Below are 15,686 nucleotides of genomic sequence, written 5' to 3'. Positions count from 1 at the left end.
GGAGACTTGTCGCGTCAGGTCCGGTGCGCGGATGCTCATGCGTCAAGCTGACGCATGTGAGTGGGAGGCGGGCCCACGGCGCCGCAGACCGGGGATGCACATGCGTCAAGTTGGCGCATGTGCACGGGGCGCCCTCTGTGAGCCTAGTCGTCGAGAAGCATGACGCCGCCGCGCTTGGGGTCCTCGTCCAGGAGCGCGAGGTGGACCGAGGTGACCACGAAGAGCGCGCAGACGGCCAGGCACGCGAGCCGCCCCACCGCGCCGATGAGCAGCACGCCCGCCAGCGCGCCCAGTGCGAACGACCCGATCAGCGCCGCGTAGCGCATCGAGCGGTGCAGCTCGTGGCGGTCGCCGCCCACCAGGCCCTGGTAGAGGGTCTCGGCAAAGGAGCGCAGGTTGCCGGTGCAGAAGACGCTCGCGTAGGTGGACTTGGTGCCGAACGAGCGGAAGTTCTCGAAGGCCAGCGCCGCGCAGAACGCGATGACGCAGTTGACGGGCAGGTCGGGCACGCCGTCCGGGACCAGCGCGAGCAGGGCGAACACCACGGCCTCGAGCGCGGCGACCCAGCGCTGCGTGCGGTAGCGGTTGCCGCCGTGGATGCCGTGCAGCAGGTGCATCGAGAAGAAGATGCCGACCGCGCACGAGAGAATCGACGCCACGCAACCCAGCGCGCCGAGCCAGTCGCCGCCCGCGGCGCGCATGGTGAGCAGCACGATGTTGCCGGTCTGCCCCGTGGCGAAGACGTGCCCGTGCACGAGGTAGGAGTACGCGTCCATGAACCCGCCCGCGCAGATGACCGTGAGGCCGAGCCGCACGGGCACCTTGGTCCTTCTCGGCTGCTGCGTCTGGCTCGCGTCCCGCTCCATGTGTCTCCCCGTCTCGCTCGGCACGTCACGACCGCGTGACATCCTAGAGCAACTGCGAGGCCACGGAGCCGGCGCTCGTATAATCCGCATGAAGCGAGAAGGGAGGGGCCGCGATGGTCTTCTCGATTGACGCGGCGGTGTTCGAGGCGCTGCCCGAGCTCTGTGTGGGCGTGGTGACGGCCGTGGGCATCGACAACACAGCCGGGAGCGTTCCTGCGATCGACCGCCTGCTCGACGAGGCGGTGGCCGACGCCGGGCGGCGCCTCGCGGGCATCCATGCGAGCGACGACCTGCGCGTGCAGCCCTACCGCCAGGCGTTCCACGCGCTCGGCATGAGCCCGAGCCGCTACCCCTCGTCAAACATCGCCCTGCTCAGGCGCATCGCCAAGGGCAAGGGGGTCTGGCGCGTGAACCCGGTGGTCGACCTCGGCAACGCGATCTCGATCAAGTACGCGCTGCCGCTGGGCGCGCACGCGCTGGGGCCGGGCGAGACCCTCGAGCTGCGCCTCTCCCGTCCCGGCGACGTCTTCGTGGAGCTGGGCGAGAAGGACGCGGACCCCACGCTCGCTCCCGGCGAGCTGGTCTACGCGGTGGGCAACCTGGTGCACACGCGCCGCTGGACGTGGCGACAGAGCGAGAACGGCAAGGTGGACGCGGGCACGACGCGCGCGGTCTTTCCCATCGACGGCTTTCTGGGCATCAACGACGACGCAGTGCGCGCGGCCTGCGACGAGCTGGCCGCCCGCCTGCGGGACGACCTGGGCGCGCGCACGAGCGTCGCCCTGGCGAGCGCTGCGGCCCCGCAGGTGTGACGGCGTCGGCGCCCTCTTGTTTCTGGGTAGTATTATGTAATCACAAGGTGATTTCATAGCGTCAGAGGAGGCCAGCATGGCGCTCATACAAACGACCGTGGACGACAAGGTCAAGGAGCGCGCCGACGCCGTCTTTGCTCGCAATGGGCTCACGACGCCCATGGCGTGCCGCATCATGGTGACGCAGGTGGCCAATGAGGGGCGCAGTCCGTTTGACGGCCTGTTCTCGCGCGGGACGGCCGTCGAGCTGGCCGAGGACGTCCGGCGAGACATGGTCTACGCGGAGGCGGTTGAGCTGGGCCTCCTTCCCGATGACACCGAGCCCGATCCGACGGAGGTGCCGGCGGACATCCTGGATGGCCTGGGGCTCGCTCCCGAGGAGGTCGGGCAGTGACCAACTACGAGGTCGTCGCCGGGCGCCATTTCTGGGCGACGCTCCAGCCGCTGCGCCCCAAGTACACTCGCGAGCAGATGGCCGAGATCATCCTCACCATCAAGGCATGCATTCGCGAGCTCCAGCGCTGCGGCCATGTTGAGGAGAACGGCTGGGACGAGCACGTGTTGGCCCGTGCGCCGTTCGCCGACGGCAACCACATCGAGTTCCACATCTTTGATGACGACGTGCTCGTTGTCTACTTCAGGCGTGAGCGCAACCGACGCATCCGCATGGTCGGAGTCTACAGCCATGCCACGATCCCGAGTGAGTGAGGGAAGCGGCATGACGCCCGAGGTCGAGGTGGCGCTGAAGGCGGCCGGGCTGGAGCTGCGGCGCGCGGACGGCGGGGCGCTCGTGCTCGCGGGCGACGGCATGGAGCTGCGGGCGGACCTCTCGAGCATGGTGCCGCGGCTGCGGCCGGACCGGCTGGGCCGCGAGCTGCTCGTGCGGGCGGCGCGCGTGCGGGGCGCGGGCGCGCCCACGGCAGTCGACGCCACGGCGGGACTCGGCGAGGACGCGCTGCTACTGGCCGCTGCGGGCTTCTCGGTGACGCTTTACGAGAGGGACCCGGTGATCGCGGCGCTGCTCGCCGACGCACTGGCGCGCGCGGCCGACGACCCTGCGCTCACGGATGCCGTTGGGCGCATGCGGCTGATCGAGGGCGACTCCATAGCCGGCCTGCACGCGATGGGGGAGCGCGGCGAGCATCCCGACGTGGTGTTTCTCGACCCGATGTTCCCCGAGCGCCGCAAGAGCGCCGCGGTGAGGAAGAAGTTCCAGCTGCTGCACCATCTGGAGCGCCCATGCGACGACGAGCAGGCGCTGCTGGACGCGGCGCTGGCCGCATGCCCGCGCAAGGTGGTCATCAAGCGGCCGCCCAAGGGGCCGCGGCTCGCGGGTGCCAAGCCGTCCTACGAGCTGGCGGGCAAGGCCGTGCGCTACGACGTGATCGTGCCGCCGCGCGCCTGATGCCCGCGCGAGCGCCACGTGCGCAGCAGCGCGCGATAGCGCTCCCCGTAGCGGCTGCCCCGCTGCCAGACGAGGGAGAAGTTGTGCTCGATGCGAAGATCTGGCGGCGTGACGTCCGCGAGCGTCCCGGCCTCCAGCTCGTCGGCCACGGCGACGCGGTAGAGAAAGCTCACGCCCACGCCGGCGCGCACGCAGGCCTTGATCGCGGGGATGCTCGCGAGCTCGACGACGCCCGCGAAGTCGCCCACCGTCAGGTCGCGCGCCGCGAGGTGTCGCTCCAGGATCTCTCGGGTGCCCGAGCCCGGCTCGCGCAGCACGAGCCGATGGCCGAGAAGGTCGGCGAGGCCCGCGGGTCGCGGCGTGCCGGGCGCCGCCACGGCCGCGAACGGCTCGCGCGAGAGGGGCGCGCTCTCGAGCGCGGCGCGGTCGAACGGCCCCTCGACGAGCGCGAAGTCGATCTCCCCGTCCTCGATGAGGGCCATGAGCTCGTGCGTGTTGCCGGCGCGCATGAGCACACGCTCGTCGGGGTGGCGGCTCAGGTGGCCGGCCAGCAGGCGCGGCGCCACGTGGTCAGCGATCGTGCGGGTGCAGCCCAGGCGCAGCGGGGGCCGCGCGCTCTTCTCGCCGTCCAGGGCGTCGAGCTCGGCGCGCAGGCGACGCTCGTCGTTCTCCATGGAGTCGAGCGCGCGGTAGAGCAGCTCGCCCGCCTCGGTGGGTCGGACGCCGCGCGCCGTCTTGGCAAAGAGCGGCTGGCCGTAGTGGTGCTCGAGCTGCCGGATGTGCTGCGAGACGGCCGGCTGCGTCACGTGCAGCTCCTCGGCGGCGCGCGTGAAGCTGCCGGTTCTATACGCCGCCAGGAAGGTGTGCGTGCGATGGTCGAGCATCCGCGCCCCTCTCGCCAAACAAATCATTATGGCTACATAAGCAGATGGTGGTAAGAGATTATAGCGAGCCCCGGTAGGCTGGTCAGCGGACCATATCGGCGAGAAGGGGCGTGCGCATGGGACTCATCAAGAAGCTCGGGGAAACGTGGCGGGGCGTGCTGCTCGCGCTGGTCATCGCGGTGCCGGCGTGGCTGCTCGGCAAGCAGCTCGAGGTCGTGGGCGGACCGGTCTTCGCCATCCTCATCGGCATGGCGCTCGCCGTGGCCCTGCGCGGGCGCGACACCTCGGCGGTGGACGACGGCGTGAAGTTCACCTCCAAGATGGTGCTCCAGGCGGCCGTGGTCCTGCTCGGCTTTGGGCTCAACCTCGCGCAGATCGCGCAGGTGGGCGCCACGTCGCTGCCGATCATCCTCTCGACCATCACCACGTCGCTCGTGGTGGCGTTCGTGCTGTGCCGCGCGCTCAGGGTGCCGGGCAAGATCTCCACGCTCGTGGGCGTGGGCTCGTCGATCTGCGGCGGCTCGGCCATCGCGGCCACCGCGCCGGTCATCAAGGCGGACGACGAGGAGGTCGCCCAGGCCATCAGCGTGATCTTCCTCTTCAACGTGATCGCCGCCCTGGTGTTCCCCACGCTCGGCGGCATGCTCGGCCTCTCCAACGAGGGCTTCGGCCTGTTCGCGGGCACCGCGGTCAACGACACCTCCTCCGTTACCGCCGCGGCCGCCGCCTGGGACGGCATGCACCCGGGTGCCAACACGCTTGACGCCGCCACCATCGTGAAGCTCACGCGCACGCTGGCCATCATCCCGATCACGCTGGCGCTCGCGCTCTGGAACGTGCGTCAGGAGCGGCGCGCGGGCGGCGAGGGCCAGAGCACGTTCAGCCTGCGCCGGGCGTTCCCGACGTTCATCGTCTTCTTCGTGCTGGCGAGCGTGGTGACCACGGTCTTCTCGCTGCCCGCCGCCGTGACCGCGCCGATCAAGGAGCTCTCGAAGTTCCTCATCGTCATGGCGATGGCGGCCATCGGCCTCAACACGGACGTCGTCAAGCTCGTGCGCACGGGCGGCAAGCCGATCCTGATGGGCTTCTGCTGCTGGGTGGCCATCGCGTGCGTGAGCCTGGGGATGCAGCACGTCCTCGGCATCTGGTAGACGCGACAATGGGGACGGAGGGGTTTGTCAACCCTGCGTCCCCATTGTCACACGCTACGCCGCGGGTACGAGGCCGCGGATCTTCTCGACCAGCGGGACGCGGGCGTTGATGAGGTTGCAGATGGGGCCCACGACCAGCGCCGAGACGATCGTGCCGACGCCGAGCCCGTTGAGCCCGCCGAAGAACGCGAACGACAGGCAGCACGCGACGACCACGAGCGTGGTGTCAAAGCAGAGCTTGCAGGTGCCGAAGGGCCGGCCCACCTTGGAGGCCACGGCGCGCACGACGCCCTCACCCGGCACCACGATCACGTTGGGCGCCACCTCCACGGCTAGGCCAAACGCGAGGATGCAGCAGCCGAGCGCGAGCGAGCCCGCCTCGGCGAGAAGCCCCTGGGGCTCAAGCCACCAGAGCAGCCCCATGCTCACGTCGATGAACGCGCTGAACGCGAGGTTGGCCAGAATCTGCAGCAGTTGGACGGGCTGGAAGTCGCGGCGCAGCAGCGCGACCTGGACGATGATGTAGACCGAGTTGAGCACGAAGGTGAACACGCCGAACGACGGCGCGAACTCGAGCGCGAGCACGTAGGGGATGCTCGAGACGGGCGAGGTGCCGAGCGCCGCCTTGGTGATGAACGCGATGCCGAACGAGTTGATGAGAAGCCCCGCGAAGAAGCACAGGTAGCGCGGGATGAGATGCGCCTCGCGCAGCCCCTCTCGTCCGTCGGCGTCCCATCCCAGCTTTGCGACCAGCTCACTCATGCGCGTCCTTCCCCTCCGCCTTCTCGAGGTTGTCCCTCACGCGGGCGAGCAGCCGGGCGAGCTCGTCGCGCTCCTCGGCCGTCATGCCCGCGCACGCCGTCCTGTCGACCTCGGCGCCGCAGTTAGCCACGTACTCCGCGGCCTCCCAGCCCTTGCTGGTGAGCCACACCTCCAGCGCGCGGCGGTCGCCCTGCTTGGGCCGGCGCTCGATGAGCCCGGCCTCCTCCATGCGGGCGAGGATGCCGGTGACCGTGGCCCGCTCCATCGCGCACGCCTGGGCGATGTCGCGCTGGAGGCAACCCTCGTGCGCGGCCACGTGCTCGAGGACCTTCGGCTGGCCCGGCAGCAGGCCGCGGGCGCGAATGCGGGTGCTCATGGCGTGGTTGGAGTGGCTGAACGCAACGAGCAGCAGGTGGTGAATCGTGTCGTTCTCCAACGGGGCCCCTTGGTCGTGTTGTTAGGATGACAACGATTAGTATACAAACAACTGTGAACGGGGTGTGGAGAGGGGCGGAGTTGTGTGGCTGGCGCGGGTTGGCGCGGAGGCTGGCGCGGGGGTCGTGCGGGCGGCGCGGGATGCGTGCGACCGCGCCGGTTACGCGCACTTCTCGTGGTTACGTACACATTTTCGATATTGATAACATGTCTTCTGGCGAGAAGTACCAGGTCAGAGCGTTGCTCTTCTCGTTATCAAATTTGAAGTTGTGTACGTACCCCGCGCGGGTGTACGTAACCGGCGCCGCTCCTAGCGCGTCATGAAGAGGAGGGCGACGTTGCTCAGCAGTGACAGCACCGGCACCACGAAGCACAGGGCCGTGCCCGTGACCGAGCAGAGCATGCCGATGGCGGTGGTGAGGTCCTTGCGGTAGTCGGCCTTCTTGGCCCTGCGCGCGAGCACGATGCCGGCGATGCCCACAAAGCCGCCGATGACCTGCAGCCAGATGAGCGGCGTGAACGCCGTCACGAGCGAGAGCGCGCCGAGCACGATGGACAGGACGTCCATGGGACCTCCCGGGAAGTTGATGTCGAACACTCTCATCTTATGGCAAAACGGGGCGAGAAGGACGTCTGTCCCTCTCGTCCCGTCCTCAGATCCGCCGTCGTTCGCTCGCGCTACATGAGCGCCTTGCCCGCGTTCCAGGCGCCGCCGACCTCCTCGCCCACGACGCGGTACGTCATGTGCGCGGCGTCGTAGACGAGCGGCTGCCACTTGCCGAAGTCTACCTTGCCGTCCTCGCCGAGGATCGCCTCGTCGACCAGGGTGTTCACGATGCGGCCCACGACGCGCGCGCCGTGCTCGTCGCCGTCGATGCTCGTGACCTCGCACTCCATGGTGAGCGGGTACTCCTCGATGACAGGTGCGTCAACGTGCTCGGAGCGCGTGAACGTGAGCCCGCTCTTCTCGGCCTTGTTGACCTTGGCGCCGCTCTCGATACCAAAGTAGTCGGCGCTCACCACGTTGGCCGCGTTGGCCGGTGCCACGGTGAAGGCGCCCTTCTTCACGATGTTGGCGGTGGTCTTGTGGTCGCCGATGTTGAAGCAGATCTCGTGGCGCGTGCACTCGCCGGCCCACGCCGCGTTCATGGCGTTGGGCGTGCCGTCCTCGTCGTAGGTCGCGATGATGAACACCGACTGCGGGAACAGCTCGCCCGCGTCGCCCAGGCTCCTCTTTGCGCACATGGGAGACTCCCTTCCTGTTGACGGCTCGTTACGTGCAGCATACGGCCGCTTGGGCGCGATCGCCAGTACTGACGTTGAGGTAAGTGCCGTCAGGCGGGATGGCGCGCGGTCGGGGAGGCGATGCAGCAACGCGATGGCAGAAAAGGGCCGAAGTGCGCCGTAACGCATCGAGCTGGTCTCAAGGCGGACTCGTCGAGTTATCGCGAACTGGGGTTTCTTACGTTGCAATATGTGCCCGAGGGAGAGAACGCGGTCGGCGAATTGTTGGTTGCGAGGTCTGTCGCTGGCCTTTTGTTTCGGGCATAGAGAGGCGGGTGGCCTCGTTGGTTGGGTTGACAAGTATTTAGGGGGGGGGGGTATCACCATTTCCATGTATGTGCCGAGATTCAGGAGCGGCTCCTGTGGAAAGGTCCCCCATGCGAAACGCGCGCCTTTTTGGATTGATGAGAACCGCCGTGACGTTGCTGCTCGCGCTGGTTGCCTGTGCGGTTGCTCTGCCCGTGACAGCTTGGGCGGCGGAAAACGTCTCCTATCGTGATGAGGGCGGCGAGGAGAAAGTCGTGAGCGCCGAAGCCGTTACCCCAGAAATGGCGATGTGGGGTGTGGATGTCGAGGAACGTTGGTATGTGGTGCAAAACAACGTGACCATCGGCCAGCGCGTCACGGTGAAGGGCGACGTGCACCTTATCCTCGCGGACGGCGCGTCGCTGACGGTCAACGGCGGCATCAACGTGACCGAGGACAACGCGCTTTCGATCTACGGGCAGGAGAACGGCACCGGCAAGCTCGTCGCGAACGCTGACTCCGAGTACAACTCTGCCGGCATCGGCGGCATTTATAACGAGTCATCCGGAACCATCGTCATCGCTGGCGGTACCGTCGACGCGCAGGGCGGCAACGGCGGCGCCGGCATCGGCGGCGGTAGCGGTGCCGACATCGGCGAATACGCCCCGGTCGGCGCCGTCACCATCACCGGCGGTACCGTCACCGCGAAGGGCGGCGACCTTGGTGCCGGCATCGGCGGCGGCCAATTCGGCTCAGACGGCGCCATTACAATCGCCGGCGGCACCGTCGAAGCGATGGGTGGCGCCTGCTGCGCCGGCATCGGCGGCGGGTATGGCGGCTCGGGCGGCGCGGTCGCCATCAAGGGTGGTGCTGTTACTGCGACGGGTGGCCTCGCTGCCGACAGCGCTGGCGAAGGCGGAGCTGGCATCGGTAGCGGGTATGGCGGTTCGCTCGATTCCGTCACCATCAGCGGCGGCACCGTCACCGCGACGGGCGATTATAATGCCGCCGGTATCGGAGCCGGTGCGTCCGGCTCGGTCGGTACTGTCGCCATCGCCGGCGGCACCGTCACCGCGACGGGCGGCAGTGGCGGCTCCGGCATCGGCGCCGGCAGCAACGGCGAAGGTGGCACCTTCTCCACCGGCGTGGATGGGCATGCCGTTATCGTCGCCAACAGTATCTCCGACCAGAGCGGCAGGGAATCCTGGTCCGGCGTCATCTTCGAGAACGGCGTCGGCAAGGTCTACGGCACGAACGTGGCCCCGACCGAGGACTTCACCGTTCCCAAGGACGGCGCGCTCGAGGTCCCCAGCGGCACGACCCTCTCCATTGGCGAGGGCGTCACCGCTACCGTCCCGGAGGGCGCGGTCGTAAATAATTCTGGCTCCATCGAGGGCCGGGGCGCCCTTGAGGGTGACGGCACGATCTACCTTCTCGGCAATGGGAGTGTTGTCGAGGGGGTCACCAATAACGTTAAAACCGTTCGGGCGACTGTGGGCGTCGCGTACGTTGACGAAAATGGCAAGGAGATGCGGACGGCCGACGGAATCTATGTCTCCGTCATCGAAAGCGATTCCACCTCGTGGGGCGCGGATGACGACGGGGAGCATTGGTACGTGGTTCAGGGTGAGGTAAACATCGACAGGCGCGTCATCGTGACGGGCAAGGTGCACCTCATCCTCGCGGACGGCGCATCGCTGAAGGTCAACGGCGGCATCAACGTGGCCGGGAACAACTCGCTCTCGATCTACGGGCAGCAGGGCGGCTCCGGCACGCTCATCGCGAGCGCTGGATCCGGTTCGCGTTCCGCCGGCATCGGTGGTGGGGCTGGTGAATCGGGCGGTTCCGTCACCATCGCTGGTGGTGCCGTCACTGCGACGGGCGGTTACAACGGCTCAGGAATTGGTGGTAGTGAAGGCGGATCTTGCGGCACCGTCGCCATCACCGGTGGCACCGTCACCGCAGAGGGAGGCGAGAGCGCTTCCGGTATCGGCAGCGGGTGTGATGGCTCAGGCGGCATCGTCACCATCGACGGCGGCACCGTTACCGCAACGGGAGGATCTGGTGGCGCCGGCATCGGTGGTGGCGATTCTGGTTCGGTAGGCACCGTCACCATCAACGGTGGCACCGTCACCACGAAGGGCGGCGACCTTGGTGCCGGCATCGGCGGTGGGGCCGGTGGGCCGGGCGGTGACGTTACCATCACTGGCGGAACCGTCACCGCGATGGGAGACAATAACGGCGCCGGTATCGGCGGGGGTGAAGGCGGCTCGGGCGTAGGAACCTTCTCCACCGGCGAGGACGGGCATGCCGTCATCTTCGCAAGCAGCGGGGCTGGTGCGGCGATTTCCGATAGCGATGACAAGTCAGACTGGTCTGGCGTCATCTTCGAGAACGGCGAAGGCAAGGTCTACGGCTCGGACGTGACCCCGACCGAGGACTTCACCCTCCCCGAAGGCAGCAAGCTCGAGGTTCCCAGCGGCGCGACCCTCACCATCGGCGAGGGCGTCACCGCTACCGTCCCGGAGGGCGCGGTGATAAACAACCACGGCTCCATCAAGGGCGACGGCGCTCTTGGGGGCGAAGGCACACAGTACCTCCGCGGAGACGGAAACATTGCGGATACGGTTGTCTGCACACTGAACACTTTTCGGGTGCTCTCGTCCGTTGAGTATGTTGGCATGGACGGCAAGCCGGCGAAGACCGCCGAAGACGTTGAGGTGCTTGCGGTGTCGAGTTCGATGACCGCGTGGGGCGCGGATGACGATGTGGATCACTGGTATGTCGCCAAGGGTAACGTAACCATAAACGGACGCGTCATCGTGTCGGGTAAGGTGCACCTCATCCTTGCGGACGGCGCCAAGCTCACTGTGGACGACGGCATCAGCGTGAATGAGGGCAACTCACTCTCGATCTACGGGCAGGAGAACGGCACCGGCAAGCTCGTCGCAAACGGCAATTTTAGCAATGCTGGCATCGGCGGCAGTAGCTCATTCAACTCGGGTACTATCAAGATTGCCGGCGGCACCGTCACCGCAACTGGTGGTGAGCACGGCGCCGGCATCGGCGGTGGCTTTAACGGCGCGGGTGGCACCGTCACCATCACCGGCGGCACCGTCACCGCAACGGGCGGCAGCAGAGGCGCCGGCATCGGCGGCGGCAACAGCTACGGCCAAGGTAACACCGTTACTATCACCGGCGGCACCGTCACCGCGACGGGAGGCGACGATAGTGCCGGCATCGGCGGTGGATCTGGCGGCGCGGGCGGCGCGGTCGACATCACCGGCGGCACCGTCGTCGCGATGGGCGGCAGCCTTGGTGCTGGTATCGGTGGGGGTAGCCATGGCTCAGGTGGCACCGTCACCATCAGCGGGGGTAGCGTTACTGCAACGGGCGGCAGCAGCGGTGCCGGTATCGGCGGGGGTGAAAACGGCTCGGGTGGCACCGTCACCATCACCGACGGCGCCGTCACCGCGACGGGAGGCGACAATAGTGCCGGCATCGGCGGCGGCAACTTCGGCTCGGGCAGCACTGTCACTATCAGCGGCGGTACCGTCACCACGACAGGGGGTTACAGCGGCGCGGGCATCGGCGGTGGTGACTCCGGCTTAGGCGGCGCCGTCACCATCAGCGGTGGCACCGTCGACGCGACGGGGGGCACCTATGGCGCCGGCATCGGCGGCGGCTATAACGGCACGGGCGGTTCCGTCTCCATCACCGGCGGCATTGTCACCGCGAAGGGCGGCGATCTCGGCGCCGGCATCGGCGCCGGCTCTTCCTCCTCGGATGGAGGCACCTTCTCCGCCGGCGAGGGTGGGCATGCCGTCATCTTCGCAAGCAGCGTGCGTGGCGAGGCAATCTCTGACCAGAGCGGCAAGACAAGCTGGTCCGGCGTAATCTTCGAGGGCAACAGCGGCGAGGTTTACGGCTCGAACGTAACCCCGACCGAGGACTTCACCATCCCGGCCGATCACGCCCTCACGGTTCCCGAAGCTTCGGGGCTTACCATCACCAAGGGCGTCACCTTGACCAACGAGGGCAGTGTGGAGCTCGCCAAGGGATGCGCCTTCACCAATAACGGCACGCTCGTGAACGACGGCACGTTTACCGTCAATGTCGGGGCGAAAGCAAGTGGTGCGGGAACCATTGATGACAACAAGGCCATCACGAAAGCGAAGCCGAAAGCTACGGCGTCCGTCAGCGACACAACGGACACGAGTTTCACCGTTTCGGCGAATTCCGAGTATGAGACCAGCGATCCCTTGTATGCGGTGGTTGAAGGCGATACCAAGCCCTCGGATGATGATTGGCAGGAATCGGGGGAGTTCACCTGCCTTGAGCCCAGCACGCAGTACACCGCCTACGTGCGCTATACGGGTACAGACTACTATGAGGCGGCGGTCGGCAAGGAGACCGTGTGGACGGCCAAGGCGGCGCCCGCAAAGAACGTGGGCTTCACGGTCGATTACAAGGCCGAGACGGTGAAGGCCGAAGAAGGATATGAGATCAAGGACGGCGACGACTGGACGACCGATGCCGTGGAGATCGAGCCGGGTGGCACGATCTCCGTGCGCGCGGCGGCAACCACGGGCGGCGCTCCCGCGAGTGCGGGGACAGAGAACGTCCTGGCTGAGAGTCCGACGCTGACCATCTCGGACGCCTCTGCCTCGCGCAACGGGGACACGGTCAGGGTGAACGTTAAGACCAATGAGCCGGATGGGGCTGCGCTCGAATATAAATTCAGCGGGATGGACTGGCAGAAAGACAATACCGCGACGTTTGCCGACGGGAGCGTGGACTTGGTGGTTACGGTGCGCATTGCCGCGACGGACTCGTCCTTCGCCTCGAAGACGAAGGGTCTGCATTTCGGTAGCATCGAATTCTCGACCAGCTCGCCCACCTATAAGGGGACTGTGCTCTCTGTGGCCGATCTTGTGACATCGGCTTCCCACGGTCCTTACGAAGTGAATCCGCTTCAGGACCTGAGCTTCTCATACGTCCCGTGCAATGCGGGCGGTTCCCCGACGGGCGAGAGCGTCAGTGGCACTCCCACCGATGCAGGCACCTATCTGGTGACGGCGGCCTTCGCTAAGAGGGAGGTCGATAATAGCGTCTATTGGCCCTATGCCGAGACCGCCCAGGTTACGATTGAGCCCAAAGAGCTCACCATCGGCGTTGAGGATGCCCAGGTAGCATATGGATTGCCCGCGCCGACCATCCAGGACGTGACGCTCACCGGTATGAAGTGGGTAGGCGACGATAAGGAAGGCGAGAAAGCCAAGGAGCTCGAAGCGGCCCTGCGCGACGGGCTCTCGCTGAGCTGGGTCTCTGATGAGGGGCAGTACAGCACGTCGGCCGCGGCGGGGAGCATCTTTGCCGCCCGGTTGGAGCCGAAGGGCTCTGACGATGCGCTCGCCAACTATAGCGTGACGCCCGATACCAAGAATCTTGGCACGCTCACGGTCGCGCAGTCGGGCTCCTCGTCCATGACGCTTGCCGTGAAGGACGAAGCGGGTAAAGATCAGACGAGCTTCACCTACGGTGAAAAGGTCCGCGTGGAGGCGACGGTCGCTCCCGCTGCGAGCAATGCCCTCGCGCGCGCGGCGGCACAGCCGGATGCGGCGGATGCACGGCTGTCCTGCGGCGACACGGTGCTTGCCGAGCGCGCTGACAGCGTTGTGCGCAACCAGGATGGCTCGTACACCTTCACCTTCACCTATGACACGGCCGGCAAGCAGGTCCCGGCCGGGCAGCAGGAACTGACCGTCTTCTTTGCAGGTGACGGCAACCTGCCTCAGGCCAGCGCCTCCGCGTCCATCGCGCTTTCGCCTAAGCAGCTCACCGCCTCGGTGGCCGCGGGCGAGCAGAAGGCGTACGACGGGACGGCTGCGTTTAGCGACGTAGCGCTCGAGCTCGATGGCGCGCTCACCAGCGATGATGTCTCCTTCACTGCCAGCGGTACCGCCGCGCGGGTTGACGCGGGCGAGGGTCTTGCGTTCACGGCGACCTCCGTCGCGGCATCGGGCAAGGATGCCTCGTTCTATACGCTCGACCCGGGAGATGTGAAGGGGACGGTGGACATCGCGCGCGCTGGGCTCGAAGATTCGTGGTTCACCGTTGCGGGCGATGGTCTCACCTATACGGGCGACGCCCTGACGCCGGCGGTTTCCGTTGCGGACGACGCACCGGGCTACCTGCTCGATACGGCCGGCGGCGCATGGACTGTCTCCTATGAGAACAACACCAACACCGGAGTGGCGGAGGCCGTGGTGAGCGGCAAGGGCAACTTCACCGGCACGGTGCGCCTGCCGTTTACCATCGGTCGTGCGGACGTGCAGGTCACGGTGACGGCGCCCTCGATGCAATACACCGGGGATCCGTTCGATGAGGCGAAGGTCACGGTCAGCGCCCACGATGCGCACGGCAACGCGAGCGACGGTGCCGTGACGCTCAGCTGGTACGCGGCGGACGGCGATGGCTGGACGCAGCTTGACGCCGCACCCACCGAGGTGGGTTCCTACCGCGTGGTGGCGTCCGTCGCCCAGGGCACGAACCACAATGCCGGCACGGGCAGCGCCGAGTTCCAGATTGTCAAGCAGGGCGGCGTGCTCATCAAGCTCGGCACGATCGACAACAAGACCTACGACGGCTCTCCGCTCGCGAACCCCCAGGTGCTCGACCTGGGCGGCTATGACGGCGGCTCCGACGCGGTGACGTTCACCTGGTACGACGCCGACGGCAACGAGCTCGCGGGCGCGCCGAGTGACGCGGGTACCTACACCGTGCGCGCGTCCGCGCCGGCGACCTCCACGCAGGAGGCGCCTGCCTTCGATCTGGGAGAGCAGATGGTGACCATCTACCAGGTGACGCAGTCGCTCGCGGCGGATCAGGTGTCCACAACGCCCGAGACGGCGGCGGGCGCGTCCGACGGCACCATCAGCGTGTCCGGCCTGGCCGAGGGCGCCGTCTGGGAGTGGCGCGCCGCGGGCGGGGACGAGTGGACGGCTGCCGAGGGCGCTGCGGTGGACGGCCTCGCACCCGGCACCTATGAGGTGCGGCTCGCCGGCTCCGTGAACTATGCGGCTTCCGCATCGGTGTCCGCGACGGTCCAGGGCTTCGCCGACACGCACGGCGGCATCACCTTCCCCGCGGGCTCGATGGACACCGGGGACGGCACCGTTGCGCTTCCAGAGGGCGGCGGCACCGTGACGCTCCCCGGCGGTAGCAGCGTGACGCTTCCGGGCGGCACGGTGGTCGACCCGGGCACTGGCACGGCGACCCTGCCCGAGCAGGGCGGCACCGTGACGCTCCCAGGAGGCTCCACGGTGACGGTTCCCGGCGGTTCCGTGGTCGACCTGCCCTCCGGCACCGCAACCGCGCCCGACGGCACAACGGTTGCTCCGAGTGGCGACGGCGAGCTGGGCGTGACCTTCCCGAACGGCGAGACCGTGACGGTCCCCAGCGGATCGGCAGTGGACGGCAAGGGCGTCGTGACCACGTCTGACGGCTCGGTGGTAAGGCCAAACGGATTGGGCGGCATCGCCGTGACCCTGCCCGACGGCACCGAGCTCACCGCGCCGAGCGGCTCAACGGTGTCCGCCGACGGCACGGTGCTCGATCCAAGCGGCAATCGCGTTGAGCCCGAGACTCCGGAGAAAGTCGACGACGACCCTGAGGACGACGGCCCTGAGAGCAATGACGCGCCCAAGGACGACAGCGCTCCCGGCCTGGCTGGGACGGGCGATGCCACGGCGCCCGTTGCCGGCGTTGTGGTGGCTGGCCTCACGGCCCTTCTCGCTGGGCTTGCGCTGAGGCCGCGCAGGCGGTAACGGACACCCAAT

Annotated in this window: 12 protein-coding genes; 6 read left to right on the top strand and 6 right to left on the bottom strand. The window is 67.3% G+C overall.

The features are described from left to right. Positions 1-143 precede the first annotated feature (143 nt). Entirely contained in the window at positions 144-866 is a 723-nt protein-coding gene (locus ACWTSU_RS03870; protein WP_455138563.1) for a YoaK family protein, read from the bottom strand. A gap of 113 nt (positions 867-979) precedes the next feature. Between ACWTSU_RS03870 and ACWTSU_RS03865 the strand changes: the two genes are divergently transcribed. The 4 genes from ACWTSU_RS03865 to ACWTSU_RS03850 all read left to right on the top strand — a co-directional run bounded on the left by ACWTSU_RS03865 (position 980) and on the right by ACWTSU_RS03850 (position 3,083). Beyond that, positions 980-1,678: a B3/B4 domain-containing protein gene (locus tag ACWTSU_RS03865; RefSeq protein WP_455138562.1), complete on the top strand. Its 699-nt coding sequence runs from the start codon at positions 980-982 to the stop codon at positions 1,676-1,678. Positions 1,679-1,754: 76 nt separating this feature from the next. Continuing rightward, complete coding sequence (locus ACWTSU_RS03860) at positions 1,755-2,072, top strand: type II toxin-antitoxin system RelB/DinJ family antitoxin (protein ID WP_455138561.1); 318 nt, start codon at positions 1,755-1,757, stop codon at positions 2,070-2,072. Beyond that, positions 2,069-2,386: a hypothetical protein gene (locus ACWTSU_RS03855; protein WP_455138560.1), complete on the top strand. Its 318-nt coding sequence runs from the start codon at positions 2,069-2,071 to the stop codon at positions 2,384-2,386. The genes ACWTSU_RS03860 and ACWTSU_RS03855 overlap by 4 nt, the downstream gene beginning before the upstream one ends. 10 nt (positions 2,387-2,396) lie before the next feature. Next, positions 2,397-3,083, top strand: coding sequence for a class I SAM-dependent methyltransferase (locus tag ACWTSU_RS03850; protein ID WP_455138559.1), 687 nt, complete (start codon positions 2,397-2,399; stop codon positions 3,081-3,083). Here the strand turns inward: ACWTSU_RS03850 and ACWTSU_RS03845 are convergent. Then, positions 3,053-3,967 carry a LysR substrate-binding domain-containing protein gene (locus tag ACWTSU_RS03845; RefSeq protein ID WP_455138558.1) on the bottom strand — a complete coding sequence of 305 codons (915 nt, stop codon included), beginning with the start codon at positions 3,965-3,967 and terminating at the stop codon, positions 3,053-3,055. The two genes, ACWTSU_RS03850 and ACWTSU_RS03845, sit on opposite strands and share 31 nt — an antisense overlap. A 116-nt stretch (positions 3,968-4,083) precedes the next feature. On the opposite strand from ACWTSU_RS03845, the gene ACWTSU_RS03840 reads away from it, so the two are divergent. After that, a complete protein-coding gene (locus ACWTSU_RS03840) occupies positions 4,084-5,118 on the top strand; it encodes a YeiH family protein (protein WP_455138557.1) in 1,035 nt (344 codons plus the stop codon). Between the two features lie 54 nt (positions 5,119-5,172). Here ACWTSU_RS03840 and ACWTSU_RS03835 read toward each other — a convergent pair whose 3' ends face one another. The 4 genes from ACWTSU_RS03835 to ACWTSU_RS03820 form a co-directional block, all read right to left on the bottom strand. After that, positions 5,173-5,880: a YczE/YyaS/YitT family protein gene (locus ACWTSU_RS03835; RefSeq protein ID WP_455138556.1), complete on the bottom strand. Its 708-nt coding sequence runs from the start codon at positions 5,878-5,880 to the stop codon at positions 5,173-5,175. Beyond that, positions 5,873-6,316, bottom strand: a complete 444-nt coding sequence (locus tag ACWTSU_RS03830) for a MarR family winged helix-turn-helix transcriptional regulator (protein ID WP_455138555.1) — start codon at positions 6,314-6,316, stop codon at positions 5,873-5,875. The genes ACWTSU_RS03835 and ACWTSU_RS03830 overlap by 8 nt, the downstream gene beginning before the upstream one ends. Positions 6,317-6,625: 309 nt before the next feature. After that, positions 6,626-6,883 carry a hypothetical protein gene (locus ACWTSU_RS03825; RefSeq protein WP_455138554.1) on the bottom strand — a complete coding sequence of 86 codons (258 nt, stop codon included), beginning with the start codon at positions 6,881-6,883 and terminating at the stop codon, positions 6,626-6,628. A gap of 110 nt (positions 6,884-6,993) precedes the next feature. After that, positions 6,994-7,560, bottom strand: a complete 567-nt coding sequence (locus ACWTSU_RS03820; protein WP_455138553.1) for a flavin reductase family protein — start codon at positions 7,558-7,560, stop codon at positions 6,994-6,996. 455 nt (positions 7,561-8,015) lie between these two features. On the opposite strand from ACWTSU_RS03820, the gene ACWTSU_RS03815 reads away from it, so the two are divergent. Further along, a complete protein-coding gene (locus tag ACWTSU_RS03815; RefSeq protein WP_455138552.1) occupies positions 8,016-15,674 on the top strand; it encodes a YDG domain-containing protein in 7,659 nt (2,552 codons plus the stop codon). The last annotated feature ends 12 nt before the right edge of the window (positions 15,675-15,686 follow it).

Source organism: Thermophilibacter sp., assembly GCF_966187215.1.
Note: the sequence above shows the minus strand (reverse complement) of the source record. Positions and strands in the feature narration are given on the sequence as shown.